This window comes from Candidatus Magnetaquiglobus sp. (assembly GCF_058402785.1).
Map to the genome: position 1 here is coordinate 1 of NZ_JBZVFG010000053.1, position 26,174 is coordinate 26,174.

Genomic DNA, 26,174 nt, shown 5'->3' on the forward strand with positions numbered 1-26,174 from the left:
TTGCCCCAACCGAGTCGACGCAGCCGCAGCATCTCGCGAACATCATCTGCTTGCAACCTGTGGTTTCCTCCTTGGTTAACGTGTCCAAGGATTGAAACCGAATCTTTCGTTAATGTCATCTCTCCTCCTTTCCGGAGGAGGGGGTCAATTCCTCGTGTCGCCAGGGGGTCAGTTTCTCATGTCGCCTGACACCGGTGGACTCCTGTAAATGTCAAACTGCTACTGTCACCCCGGCAGAGCCGGGGGTTTACCTATTTTAATTAAATAGTCATAATCCATCTGGTCTGCCGCCGGCTTGAAAACAGCCCCTCGACCCTACCGGTCCACGACCGCATGCATGATTAAATTTTGGTCATAATGGTCGCTATTCCGACAATCAGGATGTCAGAATTGTCTAATACATGATCATGCGTCCGGAAAAATCCCTGCAACCCGTGGGCGAAATCCTGTCCGGGGCCAGGCCCATCCCGATTCACACGCTGCGCCAGAATTCGCATTTTTTCATTCCAATTCAACAAAAAAACACGCCTTGTGGCCGTTCCAGACACGGATGAACACCCAAGAAGCAAGGACCGGTCGGCAGATTGTCCGGTTTTGTCGGCTTTGGCACATCCTATGCGCAAGACGATATGGTTTGCTTATCAAACCATCACAATCCCTTGCCCCCACATCAGGAGTGTGTCCATGCAAAGACGTCATTTTCTCAAGGTTCTCTCCCTGGCCGCCGCCACCGTTTCGCTGGGAGCCATGAGCTTCCCCCAGGGCGCCCAGGGCGCCGACACCATCAAGGTGGGAATCCTCCACTCCCTCTCCGGAACCATGGCCATCTCCGAAACCGCCCTCAAGGAGACCGCCTTGATGACCATCGAGGAGATCAATGCCAAGGGCGGCGTGCTCGGCAAGAAACTCGAACCGGTGGTGGTGGATCCGGCCTCCAATTGGCCGCTGTTCGCAGAAAAGGCCCGTCAACTCCTCAGCCAGGACAAGGTGGCCGTGGTGTTCGGCTGTTGGACCTCGGTATCGCGCAAATCGGTTCTGCCGGTTTTCAAGGAACTTAACGGCCTGCTCTTCTATCCGGTGCAGTACGAAGGCGAGGAACTGGAAAAGAACGTCTTCTACACCGGCGCGGCCCCAAATCAACAAGCCATCCCGGCGGTCGAATACCTGATGAGCGAGGATGGCGGCGGCGCGCAACGGTTCGTGCTGCTCGGCACCGACTACGTGTATCCCCGCACCACCAACAAAATCCTGCGCGCCTTCCTGAACTCCAAAAAAATCGCGGATGCCGACATCCTGGAGGAATACACCCCCTTCGGCCACGCCGATTACCAGACCATCATCGCCAAGATCAAGAAGTTCGCCTCCGAGGGCAAGAAAACCGCGGTGATCTCCACCATCAACGGAGACTCCAACGTGCCGTTCTACAAGGAACTGGGCAACGCCGGCCTCAAGGCCACCGACGTGCCGGTAGTGGCCTTCTCCGTGGGCGAGGAGGAGCTGCGCGGGGTGGACACCAAGCCGTTGGTGGGACATCTGGCCTCGTGGAACTATTTCATGTCCTTAAAGAATCCGGTCAACGACGGTTTTACCAAGATGTACAAGGAGTGGGCCGCCAAAAACAAACTCCCCGGCGCCGACAAGGTGGTGACCAACGACCCGATGGAGGCCACCTACATCGGCCTGCACCTGTGGAAACAGGCGGTGGAGAAGGCCAAGACCACCGACGTGGATCCGGTGATCGCCGCCATGGCCGGTCAGGGCATGCAAGCTCCGTCCGGCTTCGAGATCAAGATGGACGAAAAAAACCACCATCTGCACAAACCGGTCTTCATCGGCGAGGTGCGCGCCGACGGTCAGTTCAACGTGGTGTGGAAAACGCCGGGTCCGGTGCGCGCCGCCCCCTGGAGCCCCTACATCCCCGGCAACGACAAGAAGTCCGACGAACCGGAGAAGTGATCGCCCGTCTCCTGAACACGGCTTGGCCCGCCGTGTTCAGGAGGTGTTCCGAGGGGATCGTCACAGCCGTGGAAAAATGGCTCATTGCATTCATTCAAGACTATTTTTCAACACTCTCACTCACGGAAGATCGCATGCCTCATCGTCACCCCGCACGCACGCTCGGATGGTGGATCGGTCTCTGGGTTCTCCTCGTCTGCTCCCCCCTGCGGGCAGGATGGGATGGGAATCTGGCCACCACCCTGGCCGGTGGCGACAACGAAGCGCGCATCGGCGCCATTCGCCAACTGGTGACCAGCGGAGAGGCCAAGGTCTCCGGCCTGCTCAAGGCGCTGACCGAGGATGGCCTGGCCCTGGCGGATGGCCGTCTGGTGCGTCAACTCGACGGCCAATGGATCGATCTGGAGTCCGGCGCCACCCTGACCCCGCCCCCCGCCGCGCCGGAGAGCATCTCCATCAACAACCGGGTGCGGCGCGAGGTGCAATCCGGTCTGGCGCTGTTGCGTCTGTTCGACGCCGATCCCAGGGTGCGACTGGATGCCGCCGCCGCGTTGCAGAGCCGCGCCACCCCGGAGATGATTCCGGTGCTGGAAAAGGCGCTCGGGCAGGAGCGGGACGCAACCATTCACGAACATCTCTTCCTGGGGATGGCCCTGGCACGGCTGTCGAGCAAGGATGCGGATCAGCGTCTCGCGGCGGTCAAGGCCCTGGGCGAGAGCGCCAGCACCACGGTTCGGGTCACGCTGATCCGTCTGTCAGGCTCTTCGGACGAACCGGACGAACGGGTCCGCAACGAGGCGCGAGACTCCCTCAAGCGCATCGAACGGCGCCTGGCCCTGGGCGAGGCGGCAGGCGCGCTCTTCTCCGGCATCTCGCTGGGGTCGATCCTGCTTTTGACCGCCCTGGGACTGGCGCTCACCTACGGGGTGATGGGGATCCTCAACATGGCCCATGGCGAACTGTTGATGATCGGCGCCTACAGCACCCACGCGGTGCAGACGCTCTTTCGCCAGCATCTGCCCGGTCTGGTGGATGGCTATCTGTTCGTGGCCATTCCGGTGGCCTTCGTGGTCACCGCCCTGGTGGGCATGCTCATGGAACGCACCGTGATCCGCTGGCTCTACGGTCGCCCATTGGAGACTTTGCTGGCCACCTGGGGAATCTCGCTGATGCTCATCCAGGCGGTACGGCTGCTGTTCGGCGCCCAGAACGTCGAGGTGGCCAATCCCGGCTGGATGTCCGGCGGAGTGGCGCTGATGCCCGGCGTGGTGCTGCCGTGGAACCGCATCGTCATCACCATCCTGGCCCTGCTGGTGTTGGGACTCACCTGGTGGATGCTCAACCGCACCCGTCTGGGACTCTTCGTGCGCGCCGTGACCCAGAATCGCGCCATGGCCGGCTGCGTGGGGGTGCCCACCGGCCTGATCGACACCCTGGCCTTCGGCCTGGGGGCCGGCATCGCCGGTTTGGGGGGGGTCGCCATATCCCAGATCGCCAATGTCGGACCGGACATGGGTCAGGGGTACATCGTGGACTCCTTTCTGGTGGTGGTGCTCGGCGGCGTGGGACAACTGGCCGGCGCGGTGTGGGCCGCCCTGGGACTCGGAGTGGCCGCCAAGCTGCTCGAAGGGTGGGTCGGCGCGGTGATCGCCAAGATCCTGATGCTGGTGTTCATCATCGTCTTCATCCAGAAACGACCCCAGGGACTCTTCGTCCTCAAGGGTCGCCAGATGGAGGGTTGACCCATGTCCATCCCATCCACCCACCCCCTGGCCCCGCGCCGGGTGCTGTTCGGACCGCTCGGCTGGAGCGCGCTCCTCCTCTTCGCGCTGCTGTTCGTGGTGGTGGTGCCGGCGTTGCATCTGCTCGTGCCGGCCAACCATCCGCTGCACGTCTCCGGCTACCTCATCACCCTGGGCGGCAAGATCCTCTGCTACGCCATCCTGGCCGTGGCCCTGGACCTGATCTGGGGCTTCGCCGGCATTCTGTCGCTGGGACACGGGCTCTTCTTCGCCCTCGGCGGCTACGCCTTCGGCATGTACCTGATGCGCTCGATCGGTCGCGATGGGGTCTATCATGCCGATCTGCCCGATTTCATGGTCTTTCTCAACTGGAAGGAACTCCCCTGGTACTGGATCGGCAGCGACAGCCTCCTCGTCGCCCTGCTGTGGGTGGTGCTCGTGCCCGGTCTGCTGGCCCTGGTGTTCGGCTTCTTCGCGTTCCGCTCGCGCATCAAGGGGGTCTACTTCTCCATCATCACCCAGGCTTTGACCTACGCCTTCATGCTGCTCTTCTTCCGCAACGAAACCGGCTTCGGCGGCAACAACGGCTTCACCGATTTCAAGCGCATCCTCGGCTTTTCCATCACCACGCCTGAAATGCGCGCCACCCTGTTCGCCCTCTCCGCCGCCGCCCTCACCGGCGCCCTGCTCCTCTGCCGCCACCTGATCACCGGCAAGTTCGGTCGCATCCTCACCGCCATCCGCGACGCCGAATCCAGGGTGATGTTCATCGGTTATCAACCCCTGTGGTACAAATTGACCGCCTGGACCCTCTCGGCGCTCATGGCCGCCATCGCCGGCGCGCTCTACGTCCCCCAGGTGGGGATCATCAATCCCGGCGAGATGTCGCCGGCCAACTCCATCGAAATCGCCATCTGGGTCGCGGTGGGCGGACGCGGCACCCTGGTCGGACCGATCCTTGGCGCCGCTGCGGTCAATCTGGCCAAAAGCTGGTTCACCTTCTCGTTCCCCGAGTACTGGCTCTTCTTCCTGGGCGTGCTGTTCATCGCCGTCACCCTGTGGTTTCCGGGCGGCATCGTCTCGTTGTGGTCACGTCTGTTCGGAGGAGCCCGCCGATGAGTCTCGTGGACGAACCCATCGTCGAGAATCCGGGCTTCCCCAGCCTTGGCCATCCCCTGGTGCCGGGCGCCCTGGACATCTCCCACAAGGTGATCCTCTATCTGGATCAGGTGAACGTCTCCTTCGACGGCTTCAAGGCGTTGAACGATCTCAACCTGGCCATCGACGCGGGCGAACTGCGCTGCATCATCGGACCCAACGGCGCGGGCAAGACCACCATGATGGATGTGATCACCGGCAAGACCCGTCCCGATTCCGGCACGGTCTTTTTCGGTCAGACGCTGGATCTGACCCGCATGAGCGAACCGGAAATCGTGGCTGCCGGCATCGGTCGCAAGTTCCAGAAACCCACGGTGTTCGAGCATCACACGGTGTTCGAGAATCTGGAACTGGCCGCCAGGTGCGACCGGCGGGTGCGGTTCAGCCTGAAATCCCGGCTGGATGGCGAAACCCTGGACCAGATCGACGAGGCGTTGCGCATCGTGCGACTCACCCCGCACGCCCATGTGGAGGCGGGCCGGCTCTCCCACGGACAGAAACAATGGCTGGAGATCGGCATGCTGCTGGTGCAAGCGCCCAGGCTGCTGCTGTTGGACGAACCGGTGGCCGGCATGACCGACGAGGAGACCGAACACACGGCGGAACTGTTCCTCTCCCTGGCCGGGCGTCACTCCCTGGTGGTGGTGGAGCACGACATGGCCTTCGTCGCCAAACTGGCCAGCCGCGTGACGGTGTTGCACGAAGGCTCGGTGCTGGCCGAGGGGCGCATGGAGGAGGTGCGGGAGCATCCGCGGGTCATCGAGGTCTATCTGGGGCGTTAGAACATGCTCAACGTGGCACACCTGAATCAGTTTTACGGCGGCAGTCACATCCTGCGCGATCTGTCGTTTTCGGTGCCCATGGGCCAGGTGACCTCGCTGCTGGGTCGCAACGGCGTGGGCAAGAGCACCCTGATGCGCTGTCTGATGGGGGTCAACCGGATTCGAAGCGGTTCGATGCACTTTTTCGACACCGAGATCACCCACGCGCCGCCCCATCAGCGGGTACGGGCCGGGATGGGGTATGTGCCCCAGGGGCGGGAGATCTTTCCGCGCTTGACCGTCGAGGAGAACCTGATCATGGGGCTGGCCTCGCGACCGCCGGGCACGCCGATCCCGTCACGGATCTTCGAGACCTTTCCGGTGCTCTGGGAGATGCGGCGCCGGCGCGGCGGGGATCTCTCCGGCGGACAGCAGCAACAACTGGCGATTGGTCGGGCATTGGCCTCCGCGCCCAGGTTGTTGATTCTGGACGAGCCCACCGAGGGGATCCAGCCTTCGATCATCAAGGAGATCGAGCGGGCGATCCGCGCCCTGGCCGATTCCGGGGAGATGGCGATTCTGCTGGTGGAGCAGTATTATGACTTCGCCCGTTCATTGGCAGACCACTATCTGCTGATGGAGCGGGGTGAATTCGTGTTGCGCGGTCTGGGAGAGCGGATGGATGCCGATGGCGCCCGGGAACGACTGGCGGTGTGACGGGGAGGAGCCGGACGGATGGCGCGCCGCCCTGACCTTGCGGCTGGAACGGAGCGGCGCGCGCACCGTGTTGCGTCGTCGGGAGCATCGGGGGCCGTTGCTGGTGCAAAAGGCGCTCTATCCCGAGGGGGATGCGGTCTGTCATCTGTTGCTGCTCCATCCGCCGGGCGGGGTGGTGGGCGGGGATGGGTTGCGGATGGATCTGCATCTGGCCGGGGGAGCGCATCTGCTGTTGACCACGCCGGGGGCGGGCAAGTGGTATCGTTGCGCGTCGGGAAGCCACTCCGAACAGAGGGTGGAGATCCGTGTCGGCGCAGATGCCACGTTGGAGTGGCTGCCCCAGGAGAACATTTTTTTCGATGGTTGCGATACCCGTTTGTCGATGGAGGTGCATCTGGCGTCCGGAGCCCGTTTCCTGGGGATGGAGATGCACTGTCTGGGGCGACTGGCCATGGGGGAGCGGTTCGAGAGGGGCCGGGTCGGATTTCAGACGCGCCTTGAGGGTCCGAATGGTTCCTTGTGGCGCGAGCAGGGGGCGTTGACCGGTGGTTCGGACTGGCTGGATGCCGCACCCGGTCTGGGTGGGGCACGGGTTGCCGGCACGTTGTGGGCCGCGGGAGAGGCGATCGAGGCGGCATGGGTGGAGGCGTGTCGGGCCGTGCCGGTGACCGGGGTTGGGATTCGGGTGGGAGTGACCCGTTTGCCGGGGATATTGGTCGCGCGGGTTCTGGCGGAGGAGAGCGAACCGGCGCGCGCTTGGTTGCGTGCCGTGTGGCGGGTGTTGCGGCCTTTGGCGGTGGGTCGGGAGGCCGAGGAGCCGCGCATCTGGCGGACGTGAAGAACACATGCTGCCGATGGATTCATCGGTTGGCACCCTTGCAAAGGAGAAGCACCCATGGATCTGACCCCCCGCGAACGGGACAAACTGTTGATCTTCACCGCCGCGCTGCTCGCCGAACGCCGTCGGGCGCGCGGTTTGAAACTCAATCACCCGGAGGCCGTGGCCTTCATCACCGCCGCCATCCTGGAAGGGGCACGGGATGGACGCGGGGTGGCCGATCTGATGGGATACGGCGCCACGCTGCTCACCCGCGACGACGTGATGGAAGGGGTGGCGGAGATGATCCCGGAGATCCAGGTGGAGGCCACCTTTCCCGATGGCACCAAACTCGTCACCGTCCACCACCCCATCGTTTGAGGAGCCGATGCGATGATTCCAGGCGAGATGTCGATGACCCGCGCGTCACCGTCCACCACCCCATCGGCCAAGGAGCCGTCACGATGATTCCAGGCGAGATGTCGATCCAACCGGGGGAGATCCTGTTGAACACCGGTCGCGAAACCCGCACCGTGGTGGTGGCCAATCGCGGCGACCGACCGGTTCAGGTGGGGTCGCACTTCCATTTTTTCGAGGTCAACGATGCCCTGGCGTTCGACCGGGAGCAGAGCCGGGGGTTTCGGTTGGACCTGCCGGCGGGCACGGCGGTGCGCTTCGAACCGGGCCAAAGCCGCACGGTGCGACTGGTGGCCCTGGCCGGGGCGCGCAAGGTATATGGATTCAACGCCCGCGTGATGGGAGAGGTGTGACATGGCGACGATCTCCCGCAAGGCCTACGCCGAGATGTACGGTCCCACCACCGGGGATCGGATCCGCCTGGCGGATACCGAGTTGTGGATCGAGGTGGAGACGGATCACACCGTTCATGGCGAAGAGGTGAAGTTCGGCGGCGGCAAGGTGATCCGCGACGGCATGGGACAGTCGCAACGGGTGGGCGCCACGGTGATGGACACGGTGATCACCAACGCGGTGATCCTCGACCATGCCGGAATCGTGAAGGCGGACATCGGTCTGCGCCAGGGACGGATCGCCGGAATCGGCAAGGCGGGCAACCCGGACATTCAACCCGGTGTGACGCTGGTGATCGGTCCGGCCACCGAGATCATCGCCGGCGAGGGAATGATCGTCACCGCCGGCGGCATCGACAGCCACATCCACTTCATCTGCCCGCAACAGGTGGAAGAGGCGCTCTTTTCCGGCATCACCACCATGATCGGCGGCGGAACGGGACCGGCGGCAGGGACCTGCGCCACCACCTGCACGCCGGGTCCGTGGCACATGCACCGCATGCTCGAGGCTGCCGAGGCGTTTCCGATGAATCTGGGATTCCTGGGCAAGGGAAACGCCAGCCTGCCCGAGGGGCTGCGCGAACAGGTACGGGCCGGCGCGATGGGGTTGAAACTCCACGAGGATTGGGGCACCACCCCGGCGGCCATCGACTGCTGCCTGGGCGTGGCCGAGGAGATGGACGTGCAGGTGGCGATCCATACCGACACCCTCAACGAATCGGGATTCGTGGAGACCACCCTGGCGGCCTTCAAGGGACGCACCATCCACACCTTCCACACCGAGGGCGCGGGCGGCGGACACGCTCCGGACATCCTTCGCGCCGTGGGCGAAGGTCATGTGCTCCCCTCCTCCACCAACCCCACCCGTCCCTACACGGTCAACACCGTGGACGAGCACCTGGACATGCTGATGGTGTGCCACCATCTGGATGCCTCGATCGCCGAGGACGTGGCCTTCGCCGAGTCGCGCATCCGCCGCGAGACCATCGCCGCCGAGGATATTCTGCACGATCTGGGGGCCATTTCGATGTTCTCCTCCGACTCCCAGGCCATGGGGCGGGTCGGCGAGGTGATCCTGCGCACCTGGCAGACCGCCCACAAGATGAAGGTGCAGCGCGGCGCGCTGCCCGAGGATGGCGGAACGGGTCACGACAACTTCCGCGCCAAACGCTATGTGGCCAAATACACCATCAACCCGGCCATTTCCCACGGCATCGCCCATCTGGTGGGCTCGGTGGAGGCGGGCAAGCTGGCGGATCTGGTGTTGTGGCGACCGGCCTTCTTCGGGGTGAAGCCGGCCATGGTGATCAAGGGCGGCATGATCGCCGCGGCCCTCATGGGAGATCCGAACGCCTCGATCCCGACTCCGCAACCGGTCTACCATCGTCCGATGTTCGGCGCCTTCGGCCTGGCGTTGCGCACGGCGGTCACCTTCGTCTCCCAGGCCGCCCTCGACAACCCCGAGGTCCGGGCCCTGGGACTGAGAAAACCTTTGGAGGCGGTGCGGAGGTGTCGCGGGGTGCGCAAGGCCGACATGATCCACAACGGTCATACGCCACGCATGGAGGTGGATCCGGAGACCTATCAGGTACGCGCCGACGGCCAACTGCTGGTCTGCGAGCCGATGGCGACCCTGCCCATGACCCAACGCTATTTCCTGTTCTAGGAGGGACGCATCATGCGCCTACGCGCCTTTGCCGACACCCGATCCGAACCGGTGCATGCGCTGCTCCCCCTGACCTGGGCGCAGCGCTGCCACAGCCGCCTCAACGCCCATCTGCCGGATGGCACCGCGATCGAGATCGCCCTGCCCCACGGCAGCACGTTGCGCCACGGCGACCGACTGCTCGGGGAGGACGGGCTGGTGATCGGCATCGAGGCGGCCCCGGAGCCGCTGTTGCGGGTGAGTGCCGTCTCGCCGCTGGTCCTGACGCGGGCGGCCTATCATCTGGGCAACCGGCACGCCCTGATCCAACTGCACGAGGCGTCCATCCTCTTGCCCGAGGACGCGATTCTGGAGGCGATGCTCGCGGGCCTGGGGTGCCTGGTCACCCGGGTCCAGCTCCCCTTCGAACCGGAACGCGGCGCCTATGCCCATCCGGCTGGACACGACGCCCATTCGGACCACGACCATGGGCATGGCCACGATCACGGCCACGACCATGGGCACGGTCCGCGCATCCACGCCTTCGGATGATCGATCCCGCCCTGACACGCCTGTTGCAACTGACCAGCCCGGCCCTGCCGGTGGGCGCCTATACCTATTCCCAGGGGTTGGAGTGGGCGGTGGAGGCGGGCCAGGTCCGGGATGAGGCGACAGCCATGGCCTGGATCGAAGCCTTGTTGCGTCACCCCCTGGCCCGTTTCGAAGCACCGCTGCTGGCCGGACTGCACGCGGCGTTCCGGCTCGGGGATCGGGCGCGGGTGGCGGAGTTGAACGACTGGTATCGGATCAGTCGGGAGAGCGGCGAACTGCATGCCGAAACCCTGCAAATGGGCTACTCCCTGATGCGTCTGGCCGAAGACCTGGGGGAGCCGGCCATTCCGGGATCAGACGCACGGATGTGCGCCTTTCCGACCGCCTGGGCCTGGCTGTCGGTGCGCTGGGGAATCGGGGTGGAGCCTGCGGTGACCGGGTATCTGTGGAGCTGGTGCGAAAACCAGGTGATGGCCGGCGTCAAGCTCGTGCCGTTGGGCCAGACCGCCGGACAACGACTCCTTTCCCGTCTGGCGGGCATCATCCCCGGCCTCGCCGAAAGGGCCCTCACGCTCGAGGAGTGCGATTGGCAAGGTTTCGCGCCGGGTCTGGCCCTGGCCTCCTGTGGCCACGAGGCGCAATACACCCGCTTGTTTCGTTCGTAGATGTTCGAATACGCCTGGAAAGGGCAGGAGGAAGACGATGAAGGATCCGGTTTGGCGCATTGGCGTGGGTGGACCGGTGGGGTCGGGCAAAACCGCCCTGACATTGGCGTTGTGTCGCCGCCTGAGGGATTCCATGAGTCTGGCGGTGGTCACCAACGACATCTATACCGCCGAGGATGCCCAGTTTCTGGTGCGCCACGAAGCGTTGCCGCCGGAGCGGATCCTGGGGGTCGAAACCGGTGGCTGCCCGCATACCGCCATCCGCGAGGATGCCTCGATCAACCTGGAGGCGGTCGATCGGTTGATCCGGCGTTTTCCGGATCTGGATGCGGTTCTGGTGGAGTCGGGCGGGGACAATCTGGCCGCCACCTTCAGTCCGGAGCTGGCCGACCTGACCCTCTACGTGATCGACGTGGCCGCCGGAGAGAAGATTCCGCGCAAGGGCGGGCCGGGGATCACCCGATCGGATCTGTTGGTGATCAACAAGATCGATCTGGCGCCCATGGTCGGCGCCTCTCTGGAGGTGATGGAGCGGGATGCGCGCCGCATGCGCGGCGAGCGACCCTTTGTCTTTGCCAACATGATGACCGGTCAAGGCGTGGACGAGATCGTGTCGTTTCTCACCGCGCGCGGGGTGTGCCCCACGCCATCCCTGTCGCGTGTGAGCCCATCGTGGAATCAACCGCCAATCAAGAACCAACCGCTTTGACGTGGAATCAACCGCCAATCAAGAACCAACCGCTTTGAACAAGCGCAACATCCCCATCCAAATCGAAACAACACCATCCACGACAACCTGCTTTCCGCCACGATGGGATGATCCTGGCCATGATCGATTCCAAGTACCCAAACCGCACGCCGCGTGCTACCCTTCGCCGTGTCAGCCTCCACGCCAATTGTCCTCGTCCACGGCCCGATCCAGGCGTGTTGCCGCGTCCATCCCGGGTACATCACCATCCCGACACGGAGATGGACGCCCATAACCATCCAATGTTCAGGAGCATCGCACCCGATGTGTGGACTGGCCGGAGCCCTTTCCTCAACGCCGCACGGCACACCCTCCTTCGTGATTGGGCAACGAATGGCGCAGGCCTTGACGCATCGCGGACCCGACGATGAAGGCATCTGGCACGATGATCCACAGGGCATCCTTCTCTGTCACCGCCGTTTGTCCATTCTGGATCCGTCGCCGGCGGGACATCAGCCGATGCACTCCCAAAGTGGCCGCTATATTATGACCTACAATGGAGAAATCTATAACCACACCGATCTGCGCGACAAGCTCTCCAGTCGAACCGCCATCACTTGGCGAGGTCATTCCGACACCGAAACCTTGCTGATGGGGTTCGAGCACTGGGGCATCCTGGAAACGATCAACAAGACGATCGGAATGTTCGCCGCTGCCGTATGGGACCGACAAGATCACACACTGACCCTGTTCCGTGATCGTCTGGGGGAAAAACCCCTCTATTACGGCTGGCAAGGAAACGCATTCCTGTTTGCCTCGGAACTCAAGGCCATACGCACCCATCCGGCATTTGCAAACAAGGTCGAAAGGAGAGCCGTAGAACTGTTCTTGAAATATCATTGCATTCCAACCCCCTGGTCAATCTACCAAGGAATTTTCAAGCTGCGGCCAGGAACGTTGCTGACCGTTTCCGCCGATCTCCGGGAGCCTCGAATCATCCCTTACTGGCACCCCTTGGAAATCATGCGCACGGGACAACGCGATCCCTTTCCCGGTCACGACATACAGGCGATTGACACCCTGGAAGCGTTGATCAAAGATGCGGTCCAGCGTCAAATGCTCTCGGATGTTCCACTGGGGGCCTTTCTGTCTGGCGGAATCGACTCTTCAACCGTTGTCGCGCTGATGCAATGTCAATCGGTTCGTCCGGTCAGAACATTCACGATCAGCTTTGCGGAACAGCAATTTGACGAGGCGCACTATGCACGGCAGGTGGCATCGCACCTGGGAACCGAACATACCGAATTGTTGGTCACACCCGAGCATGCGCTGGCGGTCATTCCCGAACTTGGGAATCACTATGATGAACCCTTTGCAGATTCATCACAAATCCCCACTCTGCTGCTCTCGAAACTGACACGATCCCACGTAACCGTGGCCCTATCGGGTGATGCGGGAGATGAGTTGTTTGGTGGCTATACACGCTATGCACAGGCTCACACTTGGTGGAATCGCATCAAACACCTCCCATTGCCACTGCGGCGCGGTCTGTCGCAATCCATACAAAGCCTATCCCCCGCAACCTGGAACAAGGCAACACACCCGTTTTTCCACCTCCTTCCCACCAGCTGGCACCTCCAGAACGCAGGCGACAAGTTCCATAAGGGAGCCGCTCTTCTTGACTGTCGCAGCCACCATGAGTTCTATCAAGCCCTGATCTCACAATGGCACCATTCGCGACACATGCTCAAGGAAGTTCTGGAACCGGAATTACCCTCCGCGCTCCCAGCGCCTCTACACGAGCTGGATGCCTGGCATCAAATGATGGCCATGGATATGATGCACTATCTGCCTGACGATATTCTGGTCAAAGTGGACCGTGCCGCCATGGGCGTCTCCTTGGAAACGCGCGTTCCATTTCTGGACCATCGGATCGTGGAGTTCGCCTGGAGATTACCGCTTGCCCTGAAATGGCGCCGTGGCCAGGGAAAATGGATTCTGCGCAAAGTTCTGGAACGTCATCTGCCCGTTTCCCTGATCGATCGCCCGAAGATGGGATTTGGCATCCCCTTGCAGCTCTGGTTGCGAGGTCCGTTGCGAGACTGGGCCGAGGGATTGCTCAACGAAAGAGAGCTGGACCTGGAAGGTCACTTCGATGCGAAGGCCATTCGACAAAAATGGAAAGAGCATTGTCATGGAGATCGCAATTGGTCCTATTCGTTGTGGAGCATCCTGATGTTTCAATCCTGGCTCAAAAACAGTCGCGCCATCATCGATCAAACGTAACTGGCATGCCGGGAGGCTGAATCGTCACCAACTCACACGGATTCGCACCCCATGGCGTTTGCCAACTGTGAAAAATTGTCCCAGGCTGCCTGTCTGAGGTCCTGAACGCGCAGCGGGTCCGGGACACGCACGACCGTTTGGCTCACGGCCATAAGCAGTTCAGATGCGGCAAAGCCCTGTAACGGCAGTACAGGCATGGACAATGAATCACAAAGATCGGCCACTTTGTGATCGTTCCCCAATCCAACAAACGGTATGCCCAAAAGACCGGCAAGCACCAGGCTGTGATAACGCATGCCAACGATACAATCAAACCCGGCAAATTGTTTTTCAAGAACCGTCAAATCAGAAGAGACTCGCAGACTCTCGACACCTTCCTGCTCTCCAAACACCCGATGAAATGCATCTCTGTCGGAAAGCGTGACGGATTCGGCATGAAGATCCTGAAAAACCAAGAAAGTCACCGACCACCCCTGCCCGCGCCAATGATTCAGGGCCGTGCGTAACCCCGCAACAAATGCAGGATGGTTTGCAGAATCGGCATTGACCCCATTCAAGGCCAAGGTGATACCCAATTGAATACTTTGATCATCTTTCACCACGGAAGAAGGGTAGACAGGCAGCGTGAAAACCAGGTCAGCCGTTCTTGTGACGCTTCCGAAATACAGCGATCGATGGCAATGATCGAGCGACGTGACATCACGCACCAGAAAAAGCTCAGAAAAGCGAACGATGCCAGAAAACAACACCCTGGAAAGGCGTGTGGACAATTTCCCCACGCCCGCACCCACGGCATGTACCTTGGAACCGCGCAGACGGCCCATCAGGACCATCAAAAAAATCAACATCAGATTCGTTGAGTTGCCGTTTTGCGCATGAAAGAGCGTTCCACCGCCGAATATGACATGATCGCAACACTTCATGGCATCCCATTGCAAACGGAGATAATGCCTTAATCTCTCGAACTTTGAACCGTTCCCGTAAAGCGTGGCCTCACCGCATTGGTAGGTCAGTTTTCCATGCTTTCGATCAACGGAGGCCGACGCCAACGAGCGGACAATCAATTCCGTATCCGGAAAGCGGCTGTCGAGAAAGTTCAACATGGTTTTCAGAAGAAGATCGTCCCCGACATTCCCGAACCCGTAATAGCCATATAAATAAATTCGTCTCATTATCTTTGTTATATCCTTATGCTTGCATCATCAACCAGAAGAATGGTGAAGCGCGTGATTGCACGAAACCTCGAGGCGCCTCTTCATGCCATTGAACAACAAACGACCACCCAATGCCTGGATAGTGCGATCAGGAGACGCTTCGCAATGGCCAACAATGCGCGCAGAGCCCCTTTTTCATGGATCCTCGCATCATTGGGCGCGGCTCGCGTGAGGGATGCGCGCACCTAAAGTGGATTCCACCTCGCGGGATTGATCAACGCCTCGTCATCACAGGACAGATCTGGCCAGGTGACCGCATCGAGGGTGCCATGCGTGACCAGATGTTGCCGCCATTGCTCCACGCCATCCACACCGATCACGATGCGAGAGATTTCCGCAAAGGCGTGAGCGAATCCCAGGCAGACCTGCGCGGCACTCTGATCGGGATGATCTTGCAACCAATCATGCCACGCATCCCAAAGGGGGTTCCAACGGGCGAAGCGTTCGGGAATGGCTCTCCTGGACATCAACAACAGCCCCTGCAAAAAAACCGATCGAACGTGAATTTCGACGCCCATGGCGTGAAGTCGTTGCAACCAACCCGTGGTGAGCAAACGTCGATCCAACAGGTTGAAAGGAGCCTGAATCAAATCAACGACCCCGGTCTCGAGCACCGCGGCGATCTCGTCTGGCGCGTAGATGGAAACTCCGAATTTCTCCACCAGTCCCGCCTGCTTGAGCCGCTGAAATGCGCAAACAATCGCCGCCTGATGCGGTCCATTGAGCTGCTCGGCGCGGTGCAACAACACGCCGTACAATTTCTGGCGGTTTAACCGTATCAAGGAGTCGCGAATCCGTGCTTCAATCCACTGGTCTGGGGTCTCGTGCGCCTGATTCGGCAGGACCAGTTTTGTCACGATGTCGAATCCCTCTGTCCCAATTCTCCCCAAGCATGTTTCGCTCTCGCCGTAACCAACCGCCGTATCAAGGAGTCTCACGCCATGCTGCCGGGCCATCTGGAGAATGGTGGCGGCTTCTTCATGGGGAACCTGACCGCCACGATTGGCAATCCCGTAGGGCATTCCGAATTGGACCGTTCCAAGAGCCAGCTTCATGTAAACAGCCTGCGCAATGCGTGGATGACAAGATCCTGCTCTGCTTCCGTGAGGGTGGGATGGATCGGCAGGGTCACGGTTTCCTGAAAATAGCGTTCGGCCTCTGGACAGTATCCAACAGGAAACCCCTGCTGTTCATAATAGGGCTGTCGGTAAACCGGAATATAATGCACATTGACCCCCACCCCACCCTGTTTCAGTGACTCATAGACCTGTCGTTGGGTTTTACCACATCGTTCCCGGGAGATACGGATCGGATAGAGATGCAGGCTGGAGCGGATATCAGGCTGTCGATACGGCTGTGTAATCGGCAGGTCACGAAGCTGGACATCGTAACGGAGCGCGATTTCGGTCCGCCGCTGAATAAAATGGTCCAGTTGACTCAACTGACTCAGACCCAGGGCAGCCTGAATATCCGTCATACGGTAGTTGTAACCCAACTCCAACTGCTGATAATTCCAGATCTCATGCTCTGGACGTGACAGCATTTCAGAGGGCTGATGCGAAACCCCATGGCTGCGCAATCGACGCATGCGATTGGCCAGAATCGGATCATTCGTCAATGCCATGCCACCTTCACCCGTGGTGATGATCTTGACCGGGTGAAAGCTGAACACAGTGATGTCACCATACCGGCAGTTTCCAACCGGATTGTTCTTGTACGCCCCACCGATCGCATGGGAGGCATCCTCGATGATACGAAACCCATAGCGTTGACGCAAAGCGTCCACGGCCTCCATATCGCAGGACTGCCCGCACAGATGAACAGGAATCAGGATCTTTGGCAGTTTCCCTGTCTGCTCGGCATCGATCAACTTTTTCTCGAGAGCCGGAATGCTCATGTTGTATGTGACCGGATCGATATCAACAAAGTCAACCCGCGCACCACAATAACGGGCACAGTTCGCGCTGGCCACAAACGTTATGGGTGAGGTCCACACCCAATCTTCCGGCCCCAGGCCCAGAGACAGACAAGCGATATGCAATCCACTTGTCGCGCTGTTGACGGCAACGGCCCATGCGGCTTGGCAGTGATCCGCCACCGCCTGTTCAAACCGAGGAACCATGGGGCCTTGCGTCAGCCAATCGGAACGCAACACCTCCACAACCGCTTCGATATCGGCTTGCGTTACGTGTTGTCTGCCATACGGAATCGTCATCAGAACAGTCCAATCTGATCGCGATGGGTCTCGATCCACACTCTCAAGGATTCAACACGCATCCATTCACTGTTGTTGTCGGATGTATAGCTGAACTCAGGATCCACCAGAACGCCCTTTTCACATCGCTCCTGCTCCTGGCTCCACAAACGGATGGCAGGCAAGATTTTATAATGATCCGCATACTCATAGGTGAATGGGGCATCCTCGGTGCTGATCATCTGCTCATGCAGTTTTTCTCCTGGACGGATACCAACGATCTCATGCAAAGCCTCCGGTGCGATGGCACGCGCAATGTCCAACACACGCATGGAAGGAATCTTCTTGACATAGATTTCGCCACCAAACATATCGTCAAAGGCATGCCAAACCAGATCGACACCTTGTTCGAGGGTGATCATGAAACGGGTCATTCTTGGATCGGTAATCGGAAGCGAGCCACGCTCCTTGAGACTGTAAAAAAAGGGAATCACCGAACCTCGAGAGCCCATCACGTTGCCATAGCGCACCACGGAAAAGCGGGTTTTCTTCTTTCCCGAGTAGGAGTTGCCTGCAATGAACAATTTATCCGACGCCAGTTTGGTTGCGCCATACAAGTTGATCGGGCTGCTTGCCTTGTCCGTGGAAAGTGCCACCACACGCTTGACCCCCTGATCGATGCAGGCATCGATCAGGTTCATGGCACCCAGAATGTTGGTCTTGACGCATTCAAAAGGGTTGTATTCCGCAGTCGGGACAATCTTGATGGCTGCCGCATGGACCACATAATCGATGTCGTGGAGAGCCCGATAGAGCCGTTCCTTGTCTCGCACATCGCCGATAAAGAATCGCACGTTATCGTAGTCGCGGAACTTTTTGGCCATTTCCCACTGTTTCATTTCATCGCGGGAGTAAATGACCAAGCGACGCGGTTTGAAACGTGCCAGGGTCAAGGGTACGAACGTATGACCAAAGGATCCAGTGCCGCCTGTAATGAGAATGGAAGAATCGGTTAACGGGGATGGTTTGCAAGGATGGTGAGTCAACTCAACCATGTTTTCTAATACTCCTCACCTAAAATACGAGCCTCCTGAAAAAGACGGCAGCGCCTTACGTTAATCTAGCCGATCGAGATGGATATGAAATCCACTCATGAACCGTCCATACATGGTCAGCGAGGCCAGCAGCCATAGCTGGCGTTCGAGCTTACCATTTTCCATTTTCGCCTTTGGTGCGCAGTGTTCACACGGGCCAGCAAAAGTAAGTATCCCCCGGCAAAGCCGGGGTCTTTAGATTTTTGGCCCCTCAAAGGGACCATTGGCACCCCTTGAAAGACGGTCAATACCCCAACTTCTGGAGCTTTGGCGATTCAGTAGAAGCGACCGAACCGCCCAGCATCCATAAACTTTTTGTAATTTGACCAAAGCCGTTTGGCTACTCAGTACAAACTCACACTAAAATTCCCGATCCGCCGAAAGGTCCGAATAAACTAAACACCGTGGACGATTCCTGGAAATGTCAAACTGCTACTGTCACCCCGGCAGAGCAGGGGGTTTACCTGTTTTAATTATAGCTGAACGCCATAATATATATCATCGCATTATGCATCGCCCAATTCTTTGAAAATCAATAGATCTTGCGAGTTTTTCTGGCGTTCTGTCCACGATCAGAGCGTTGAGACGTTCAACAAACGATGTGTTGATGACCAAACTGACCGTCGAACGCAGCAACCACAGGGCCAACAAAACAATTGAACCGAAGACCACAGTCCGATTGACCTCCACGACACGTCTTTTTTGCAGGTTTTACACGCCTTTCCAAATCCTAAGATCTTATACATACGCCAAACTATTAACCATTTATCTGTAGTTGCTTTCTTGCCAGAAATAATTTCTCAGCAAATTCCCAGTCTTCAAGTGTATCGATATCCACTGCCTTATCCCGACTGAGCAGATAACCAACATAACCCTGATCGGTGCCAACCTTGTTGTTCACGATAAAAGCTGTCGGAAAGAAGGTAAACGCACCTGCGTCGTAATAGGCGGGTCGTAAATCTTGTGATCGGATGGCAAAAGCACCGGGTTGACGTGGAATCAACACTCCATTTGGTTCCTGGTCGAACGCCCATTCAACTGGAACAGGAAAGGGGGCGATCGACAGAACTGGAGAGGTTCCATTCAGAGAGTCGAAAAGGCGGGATGCCTGAATCAGATCAGAAGACTCGATAAGTGGTGCGCATGAGAGCAAGGAAACGACTTGTTGAAAATACTCGCCACATTCTTGGAAAGTTCTAACAACATACTCGAGTACCGGCATGATGCCGGTATAATCATCTGCCAATTTGTTGGGGCGCAGAAAACGAACGGGGAATCCTAGATTCGCAACCACTTCTGCGATTTCCGCATCTTCCGTGGAAACATGGATCTCAGCAAAGAGTTGCGAATCTTTTACGGCCTTCAGAATATGGGAGATCATTGGCCGACCGCAAAAGGGACGGATATTCTTGCGCAAAATCCGTTTACTGCCACCGCGTGCCGGGATGATAGCCAAACGTCGAATCATTTCTTGAGACATGACAGCAATCCTTTTCGAAAAGAATGCCGCTCTATTTGACATGAGCGTATTTTGATTGTACAGACAAAATTTTCACGGAATACGGTGAGTTTACCTCACAGGGGGCAGATCATCAAGTATAGTATCCTTATTCCAGATCCTCCCATTGCACGGCTTGACCGCGTTTCACCTGTCTACGCACAATTTTACCGAGCACTTGGGAATAGTGTCGAGGATGGAGTCCCATGCCAGGACGAATTCGTCGGATATCTTCCGGACCGATCAAACTACCGGCGGGCAAATCGCGTACAAAATAGATGGACCGACGAAAGACTCGGCTTCCCTCTTCAGCAGGCTGACGGTTGAACCCTGCTTTTCCCAGTGATTGCCAAGCTGCATGCGCTTCTTGGCACAAGGCACGCAGTTCTGCGGGTTCGATGGAAAAAACGCTGTCCGGTCCAGGATCTTGACGATTCAGGGTAAAATGTTTTTCGATCACACTTGCTCCAAGCGCTACTGCGGCCACCGCAACAGTCGTACCTAGTGTATGATCGGACAAGCCAACCGGAAGATCGAATCTGCGTGCCAATTCTGACATCTGATGAAGATTAATCTCTTCCAGAGGGGCAGGATAACTACTAATACAATGTAACAACAAAAGTTTTTGACAGCCAGCCTCAAAAATGGCCTGTACGGCCTCGTCGATTTCCTGTTCACTGGCCATGCCGGTGGACAGTATGATTGGTTTGTCATGACATGCAATATAACGCAGCAAGGGGAGATCTGGGAGTTCAAATGAAGCTATCTTATAGGCAGGAACTTGTAAGGACTCCAGTAGATCAACAGCTGATTCGTCAAACGGGGTGGAAAAAATAGTTATATTACGTTTTCGGGCATGCTCGATCATGGCCTGATGCCATTCAAACGGCGTTTGAGCCCAGCTATAAAGATCGTACAGTTTGTACCCATTCCATGGTCCACCTCGGATCATAAAATCTTCGGCATCGCAATCGATGGTCATGGTATCTGCTGTGTAAGTCTGGAGCTTAATAGCATCTGCACCACAAGCCTGAGCAGCATCAATGGTTTCAAGAGCGCGCTGCAAGGAGCCATTATGATTGGCAGACAGTTCTGCGATAATGTATGGCGGATGCCCAGCACCAATGGTCCGTCCGTTGATTGTGATGGTCATGGAGGTTAAATCCTTCTAACGGATTGATCGGAGAACCATGAAGGCTTCGGCAGCGTAGCAGCCTACCGAGTACCCCCGATGGAGTGCCAGTTGCATGACATGTTCCCGACTGCGCGAATGAGGGGGGGGACGCATCTCACGGTGATAGGCATCCAGAGCGGATAATTTTAGCTCCAGGTAGTCATGAATATCCACAAAATGATTCGGGACGAAGATGTTTTGGTGAGGGGTTGCCCATTCTGTACTGGACAAGACCTCGAAACCATAAATCTCTTTCACTGTGCTACCTGGTAGAGGGCGACAGACAGTCATCACGGCTTGATGGGTGCGTTGATGGTCTACGTTCAGGTCACCTTGGTGATGAGTATAGATCTTGTTCGGTGCAATTTCTGCAAGCAGTGATTCCAATGGGTAGATAATATCAAGCAAGGAAATACTATCCATTCGATTATCTGGAAAATTTAAGAAGTGTACATTTGACAGGCCGAGTATGGCATGAGCTGTTTTGGCCGCAAAATGGCGATGCTCCAACTCTTCTGGCTGACATAACTGGCGTGCAGAAATTCCGTCAGTCATAAAAATAGCCGACACATGATCACCCTCAGCGATGTGACGTGCCACTGTTCCCCCACAACCGAGCACCTCATCATCTGTGTGGGCCGCGACAATCAATACAGAGTGGTTCACGAAAGTCTTCCGGTAGGAGTAATTTTACGGATGATCACCCGGGCATGAATCTCCTTGTCAAGAATAGTGGCATCAAGAAATTCAATGCGTGTTGTTTCCTGCTCTACAAAGGCGAGAGGATAACCTGGAGCATCTAGCATGCGAATATGATCATAAATACCATCTAATTCTTCACTGGTTGGCAATACGCTTTGTTCCGGTTTTCTGCGGCGAAAGCTGACCACCTCTCCTTCTTGAGGAACCGGGGTCGGTCGGGTTGTCAAGATCCAATGTATCATTTCCCAACAAAGCTCGCCTGCACGCAGATAGATTGCTTCTGCCCGTCCGTGCAATTCCAAAGCTCTTTTAGCATAAACAGGTCCAGAATCCGGCTCTTCAATCATGCGCAGTGCGGTGACTTGGGTATCCTTCTTTCCTGCCACGATCAGATTCTGTAGTGGAGTTCCTCCCCGTCCATACGGGACATCGGTCATGTGAAAGCAAACACACTCGTATCTGGACCAGACTGATTTCGGCACCAGCCAACTCCAATGCAAAAAAAACAGATAACGTGGTGTCACATATTCTAGAGTATGCAATAACTCATTCGGTGAAGACACATAATGCCAGTCTCCTGGTTCCTGAATACGGATACGCTCGAAACCTTCATGATGCCACGAGCGACAACTGGCGACGATGAAGGATTCCATTTTAATTATCCTTGATTGTTTTTTCAATACTCAAAATATACCTATCGCCATCAAAATCCCAATAGGCTGGATATTTACGATTATGGACAATACGTAACAAATTGAACTGGTCGGTCAGCGTGCGATCAGGGTCCAGACGACTATCTTCAGGGCGTCTGCGTGGATAAAAGGTAGGTTCTCCAGTTTGCTCAACCGCTTGCTCTAGAATGGCAGGGTATGTCGCAACAAACCGTACACACAGTTGGAATGTATGTTCTGCCTGCAATCGACGCCACTCTGAAGAAAGTTCATGGCCCGTCAGTTCGATCCAATCCTGCAGATAAACAGGACCGGCATCGACCTGTTCCACAGCTTCAAAAAGAGTCAGAGGAATCCGCCTTTCTCCTGCCAGAATCAACCAACTCATTGGTGACCAGCCTCGTCCTTTGGGTAGATCGCTTTCATGAACCACTAAATTGTTCCGATAACAGGAAAGGATATCGGTATCAACGATACGTCCATAGCCAAGATAAAAACACAAATCTCCACCAGGTAGTTGCTCTGCTGTATAGCTCCATGTGATCTCGTGGCCTTCGGCTAGCCATTCGATCAGCAATTCAGGAATAGCTTCGTGAAGTTCATTCTCGGGATCTGAACAGACTGCAATCGATAATGGATGATCGTTGGTTTGGGATAAGATGTTATTGCGTAAAACCGACCAACGTTTCTTTTGATCTGAAGTTGTGAAATTTGCCACCCGTACACACACATTAATTGCTATTTGTTTACGCCACTCCAACATCGCGCTCGTCAATATTTTTCTTATCAACTCTGGACTAATAATGTACGAATCTGTCAAATAGTCAATTTCCCAGATAGTGGCGTGACGGGTCCAATATACCCATCCGATAGGCAAACCATCTGTAGTTTCAATGATCATCTGTTGCGCGTCGTCAAGATGACGGAGCCTATTGTAGAACCAGCCTTTAAAATGATCCTGGCTCAAAGAAACAGATCCACAGAGTGGTTTATTTGCTGTTTGCGTGGTCAGCCATCCATGCACAGTGGTCAAATCTTGGAGAGTGGTGTTGCGAGCAAACAGTTTAGCCTGCGTGTCAATGGTCATCCATGAACACACACGCTGCACTCCTTTGCCGTCTACAATCATTCGGATTCTGGAATGCCAACTTTCAGAATAATATTCTTGGGGTGGCGTAGATAACCAAGAAGATATGATACGACGAAGATCGGAGATGCCTATCTGCTCCTGTGGTCCAAGCCAATGGATCAACCCAAGACGATGCAATTCGGTAGCAATTGGAATCTGATTTTCCGCCAGCGTGATGACGAGACTAGGAAGACCAAGACAGCATCTTTCCCAGGATGTAGCGCCTCCACCACCAATCGCCATATCGGCCTTTACCATCAAGGAGGCTAGATTGGGGATCTCCGTATGCAGTGTGATCCATGATTGATGGGCAACCTGTTGGCGTATGGACTCGATGAAATGATGCGCAGGGTGTACGACCACATTCAGACTTAGAGTGTCAGGCTGAATCGATAATAGAGCTTCAAGAGTCATTCCTGTAAGATTTTTTTGATCAGCCCCTCCAAAATAGATCAAAACTTCGTAAATTTTTCCGAGACGTGGAGGAGTTCTATCTCGGAGATCAGCATAGATTGGTTGCAATAGCGCATAGTCCGGCCCAAGCAACTGCACACAATTCTGTGGAACCTTCTCCTGATAGCGGGCAGTCCAGCCATGAATCAAATTTTGATCCAATAATAAATCGCAACTATGTTTCCGGTCGGCCAAATCATCAATCACCATCAACTTTCTACAATAGGGCCGTACCAGATTCTCCCACGAGTGGTCCAGAGCATAATGATCCACGACCAACCAATCAACCGGAATACCGGTCAAATATTGAAGCGTTTGCTCAGCATCAATTTTCCAGTGACAGCCAAGCCACTGAGCATGCGCTGGTGAACCGGATTCGACTTCGGAAATTTCCGAACAATCCCAGGGCAAAGACAGAGCAGTAAATCCACGCTGCCGGATTAGTGTGTTTCTGTGTCCAGGAAATTCCCGGCAGAGAAAATGGCATTCGTAATCGCGCTGACGCAACCCTTCGGCAAGAGTGAGACAACGCATCAGATGTCCTGTGCCTATCTGCAACGAAGCATCGACACGAAAGAGACATTGCCGTTTCATGTTGGCCCACAAGAGATCAACACAATTTTTCCCATTATATTCATGAATTTAAGACCCTCATGGTTTGCGAAAAATTGCTTCCACGCATTGTCCTTCCAAGCGCCCGGCAAAAGTGTTATGTGTACAGGCAGAGGCAAACAGGGGAATAACCTGTTGAAAAAGTTCCAGCGTGAAGGCAATTTCCGTATCCTGGTGGGCTGCGCTTATATTATTAATACAATAATATAAGAGTCCTCGTTTCATACACTCCTGCATCAGATACGTGCGCTTCATACGCATTTGCTGATCGTCGGAATCCAAAAATGTGAGGACGGTACGTGTAGGATAGCCACGAATCTTGATTTGATTCTCGATGCCAAACTGCCGAATCAACTCGTCAATACCGTCTGACAGTTGTTGCCCACGACGTTGCATTTGTGGGATGATAGGATGGGAATGCAGTTCTTGAATAGTTGCAAGTCCTGCGGCCAGAGAAAGTGTTTCTCCTCCAAATGTACCTGAATAGAAAATTTCGTCAAAAATTTCCATGACATCGCGCGAGCCAACCACAGCGGAGAGAGGCAAGCCATTAGCCATGGCTTTACCAAAAGTTGCCAAATCCGGGGTGACCCCAAAGAAAGATTGAGCGCCACCGAGTGCCAAACGAAATCCAGTGATGATTTCATCAAAGATCAGCAACGTTCCGTGTTTGTGGCACAAATCTCGTATGCCCTCCAGAAAGCCTGGTACAGGAAATTCGATACCAATGGGTTCCAGAATGACAGCGGCAAAGGCTTTGGGATACTGTTCCAGAAGATTTTTTAAAGATGTTAAATCATTATACTGAAATACATGCGTCAGTTCAGCAACCCCTTTTGGAACCCCCCTGTCACGCGAGGTAGTGCCGATGAACCAGTCATGCCAACCATGGTAGCCACAACAGGCCACACGGTCCCGTCCGGTGTAGGCCCGAGCCGCCCGAATGGCGGCAGTATTGGCATCCGAACCGTTCTTTCCGAATCGTACCATTTCAGCACACGGGATAATTTCCACCAGCAATTCGGCCAATTCCACCTCCAATCGATGCATCATGCTGAAGGTAGAACCTGCACTCATTTGTTCGCAGACCGCCTGCCTGATCACTGGATGGTTGTAACCCAGAATGATTGGACCCAATGCCATCAGATAATCCAGATAGCGGTTGCCATCCACATCCCATACCCAGGCACCTTCGCCCCGCTCCAAAAAATGGGGGGAAATCCCACGCACCCATTGGGTCGGACCTTTGGAAAAAGTCTGCGTCGCTGAAGGAATCACTTTGTAGGCGCGCTCCAACAGACGTTTGGATTGTTCATGGTTCATCAGAATACTTTCCTGTTGGTGGTCGAAATAAGACATCCCTCAGGGAGGATCAATTCCGGCCTGTCTGCCGCACCACCCTTCCGATATAACGATAATAGTTCTCTATGATTATTTGGATTCCGACTGATCTGCAAAAATTCTATGCCACCTTCTGATTTTTGTACAGCCTCATTTTTTGGCGGTGTTTTACTAATCCGTGCATTGATTGCCGGACATGTGGTATACTGTCAGCATGGACAGACGAGATGGGCGCACCTTGAACCGCAAAGCCCTGGAGGACATCCGAATCCAAGCGGTTCGTCAGGTTGAAGCCG

Annotated in this window: 23 protein-coding genes; 13 read left to right on the forward strand and 10 right to left on the reverse strand. The window is 56.5% G+C overall.

Annotated elements, in window-relative coordinates:
- Positions 1-684 precede the first annotated feature (684 nt).
- From urtA to asnB, 13 genes are all read left to right on the forward strand, one after another.
- Positions 685-1,956 carry an urea ABC transporter substrate-binding protein gene (gene urtA, locus ACV4UY_RS14215; protein WP_491608240.1) on the forward strand — a complete coding sequence of 424 codons (1,272 nt, stop codon included), beginning with the start codon at positions 685-687 and terminating at the stop codon, positions 1,954-1,956.
- Positions 1,957-2,090: 134 nt separating this feature from the next.
- Positions 2,091-3,698, forward strand: coding sequence for an urea ABC transporter permease subunit UrtB (gene urtB / locus ACV4UY_RS14220; protein WP_491608241.1), 1,608 nt, complete (start codon positions 2,091-2,093; stop codon positions 3,696-3,698).
- Positions 3,699-3,701: 3 nt separating this feature from the next.
- Complete coding sequence (urtC, locus tag ACV4UY_RS14225) at positions 3,702-4,817, forward strand: urea ABC transporter permease subunit UrtC (protein ID WP_491608242.1); 1,116 nt, start codon at positions 3,702-3,704, stop codon at positions 4,815-4,817.
- A complete protein-coding gene (gene urtD / locus ACV4UY_RS14230) occupies positions 4,814-5,638 on the forward strand; it encodes an urea ABC transporter ATP-binding protein UrtD (protein ID WP_491608243.1) in 825 nt (274 codons plus the stop codon). The genes urtC and urtD overlap by 4 nt, the downstream gene beginning before the upstream one ends.
- Before the next feature lie 3 nt (positions 5,639-5,641).
- The gene (gene urtE, locus ACV4UY_RS14235) at positions 5,642-6,334 is read left to right on the forward strand and encodes an urea ABC transporter ATP-binding subunit UrtE (protein WP_491608244.1); all 693 of its coding nucleotides are present in this window, start codon (positions 5,642-5,644) and stop codon (positions 6,332-6,334) included.
- Positions 6,300-7,172: an urease accessory protein UreD gene (locus tag ACV4UY_RS14240; RefSeq protein ID WP_491608245.1), complete on the forward strand. Its 873-nt coding sequence runs from the start codon at positions 6,300-6,302 to the stop codon at positions 7,170-7,172. Before urtE ends, ACV4UY_RS14240 begins: the two co-directional genes overlap by 35 nt.
- Before the next feature lie 57 nt (positions 7,173-7,229).
- Positions 7,230-7,532, forward strand: coding sequence for an urease subunit gamma (locus ACV4UY_RS14245; protein WP_491608246.1), 303 nt, complete (start codon positions 7,230-7,232; stop codon positions 7,530-7,532).
- Between the two features lie 83 nt (positions 7,533-7,615).
- Complete coding sequence (locus tag ACV4UY_RS14250) at positions 7,616-7,921, forward strand: urease subunit beta (RefSeq protein ID WP_491608247.1); 306 nt, start codon at positions 7,616-7,618, stop codon at positions 7,919-7,921.
- 1 nt (position 7,922) lies between these two features.
- A complete protein-coding gene (gene ureC / locus ACV4UY_RS14255) occupies positions 7,923-9,626 on the forward strand; it encodes an urease subunit alpha (RefSeq protein WP_491608248.1) in 1,704 nt (567 codons plus the stop codon).
- A 12-nt stretch (positions 9,627-9,638) separates the two neighbouring features.
- On the forward strand, positions 9,639-10,157 hold the full coding sequence (locus ACV4UY_RS14260; RefSeq protein ID WP_491608249.1) for an urease accessory protein UreE: 519 nt from the start codon (positions 9,639-9,641) through the stop codon (positions 10,155-10,157).
- The gene (locus tag ACV4UY_RS14265; protein ID WP_491608250.1) at positions 10,154-10,822 is read left to right on the forward strand and encodes an urease accessory protein UreF; all 669 of its coding nucleotides are present in this window, start codon (positions 10,154-10,156) and stop codon (positions 10,820-10,822) included. Before ACV4UY_RS14260 ends, ACV4UY_RS14265 begins: the two co-directional genes overlap by 4 nt.
- Before the next feature lie 37 nt (positions 10,823-10,859).
- Positions 10,860-11,531, forward strand: a complete 672-nt coding sequence (ureG, locus tag ACV4UY_RS14270) for an urease accessory protein UreG (protein ID WP_491608251.1) — start codon at positions 10,860-10,862, stop codon at positions 11,529-11,531.
- Between the two features lie 303 nt (positions 11,532-11,834).
- Complete coding sequence (gene asnB, locus ACV4UY_RS14275; protein WP_491608252.1) at positions 11,835-13,796, forward strand: asparagine synthase (glutamine-hydrolyzing); 1,962 nt, start codon at positions 11,835-11,837, stop codon at positions 13,794-13,796.
- Between the two features lie 32 nt (positions 13,797-13,828).
- On the opposite strand, the gene ACV4UY_RS14280 is transcribed toward asnB, so the two are convergent.
- From ACV4UY_RS14280 to ACV4UY_RS14325, 10 genes are all read right to left on the reverse strand, one after another.
- Complete coding sequence (locus ACV4UY_RS14280) at positions 13,829-14,968, reverse strand: polysaccharide pyruvyl transferase family protein (protein ID WP_491608253.1); 1,140 nt, start codon at positions 14,966-14,968, stop codon at positions 13,829-13,831.
- A 227-nt stretch (positions 14,969-15,195) separates the two neighbouring features.
- Entirely contained in the window at positions 15,196-16,065 is an 870-nt protein-coding gene (locus tag ACV4UY_RS14285; RefSeq protein WP_491608254.1) for an aldo/keto reductase, read from the reverse strand.
- A complete protein-coding gene (pseC, locus tag ACV4UY_RS14290) occupies positions 16,062-17,225 on the reverse strand; it encodes a UDP-4-amino-4,6-dideoxy-N-acetyl-beta-L-altrosamine transaminase (protein WP_491608255.1) in 1,164 nt (387 codons plus the stop codon). Before pseC ends, ACV4UY_RS14285 begins: the two co-directional genes overlap by 4 nt.
- Positions 17,225-18,259, reverse strand: a complete 1,035-nt coding sequence (gene pseB / locus ACV4UY_RS14295) for a UDP-N-acetylglucosamine 4,6-dehydratase (inverting) (protein ID WP_491608256.1) — start codon at positions 18,257-18,259, stop codon at positions 17,225-17,227. Before pseB ends, pseC begins: the two co-directional genes overlap by 1 nt.
- 796 nt (positions 18,260-19,055) lie before the next feature.
- Positions 19,056-19,778 carry an acylneuraminate cytidylyltransferase family protein gene (locus ACV4UY_RS14300; protein ID WP_491608257.1) on the reverse strand — a complete coding sequence of 241 codons (723 nt, stop codon included), beginning with the start codon at positions 19,776-19,778 and terminating at the stop codon, positions 19,056-19,058.
- Positions 19,779-19,905: 127 nt separating this feature from the next.
- Positions 19,906-20,949 carry a pseudaminic acid synthase gene (pseI, locus tag ACV4UY_RS14305; protein WP_491608258.1) on the reverse strand — a complete coding sequence of 348 codons (1,044 nt, stop codon included), beginning with the start codon at positions 20,947-20,949 and terminating at the stop codon, positions 19,906-19,908.
- A gap of 15 nt (positions 20,950-20,964) precedes the next feature.
- The gene (locus ACV4UY_RS14310) at positions 20,965-21,636 is read right to left on the reverse strand and encodes a PIG-L deacetylase family protein (protein ID WP_491608259.1); all 672 of its coding nucleotides are present in this window, start codon (positions 21,634-21,636) and stop codon (positions 20,965-20,967) included.
- Positions 21,633-22,325: a formyl transferase gene (locus ACV4UY_RS14315; protein ID WP_491608260.1), complete on the reverse strand. Its 693-nt coding sequence runs from the start codon at positions 22,323-22,325 to the stop codon at positions 21,633-21,635. Before ACV4UY_RS14315 ends, ACV4UY_RS14310 begins: the two co-directional genes overlap by 4 nt.
- A 1-nt stretch (position 22,326) precedes the next feature.
- Positions 22,327-24,519: a UDP-2,4-diacetamido-2,4,6-trideoxy-beta-L-altropyranose hydrolase gene (pseG, locus tag ACV4UY_RS14320; protein WP_491608261.1), complete on the reverse strand. Its 2,193-nt coding sequence runs from the start codon at positions 24,517-24,519 to the stop codon at positions 22,327-22,329.
- Positions 24,520-24,576: 57 nt separating this feature from the next.
- On the reverse strand, positions 24,577-25,860 hold the full coding sequence (locus ACV4UY_RS14325; protein WP_491608262.1) for an aminotransferase class III-fold pyridoxal phosphate-dependent enzyme: 1,284 nt from the start codon (positions 25,858-25,860) through the stop codon (positions 24,577-24,579).
- Positions 25,861-26,174 lie beyond the last annotated feature (314 nt).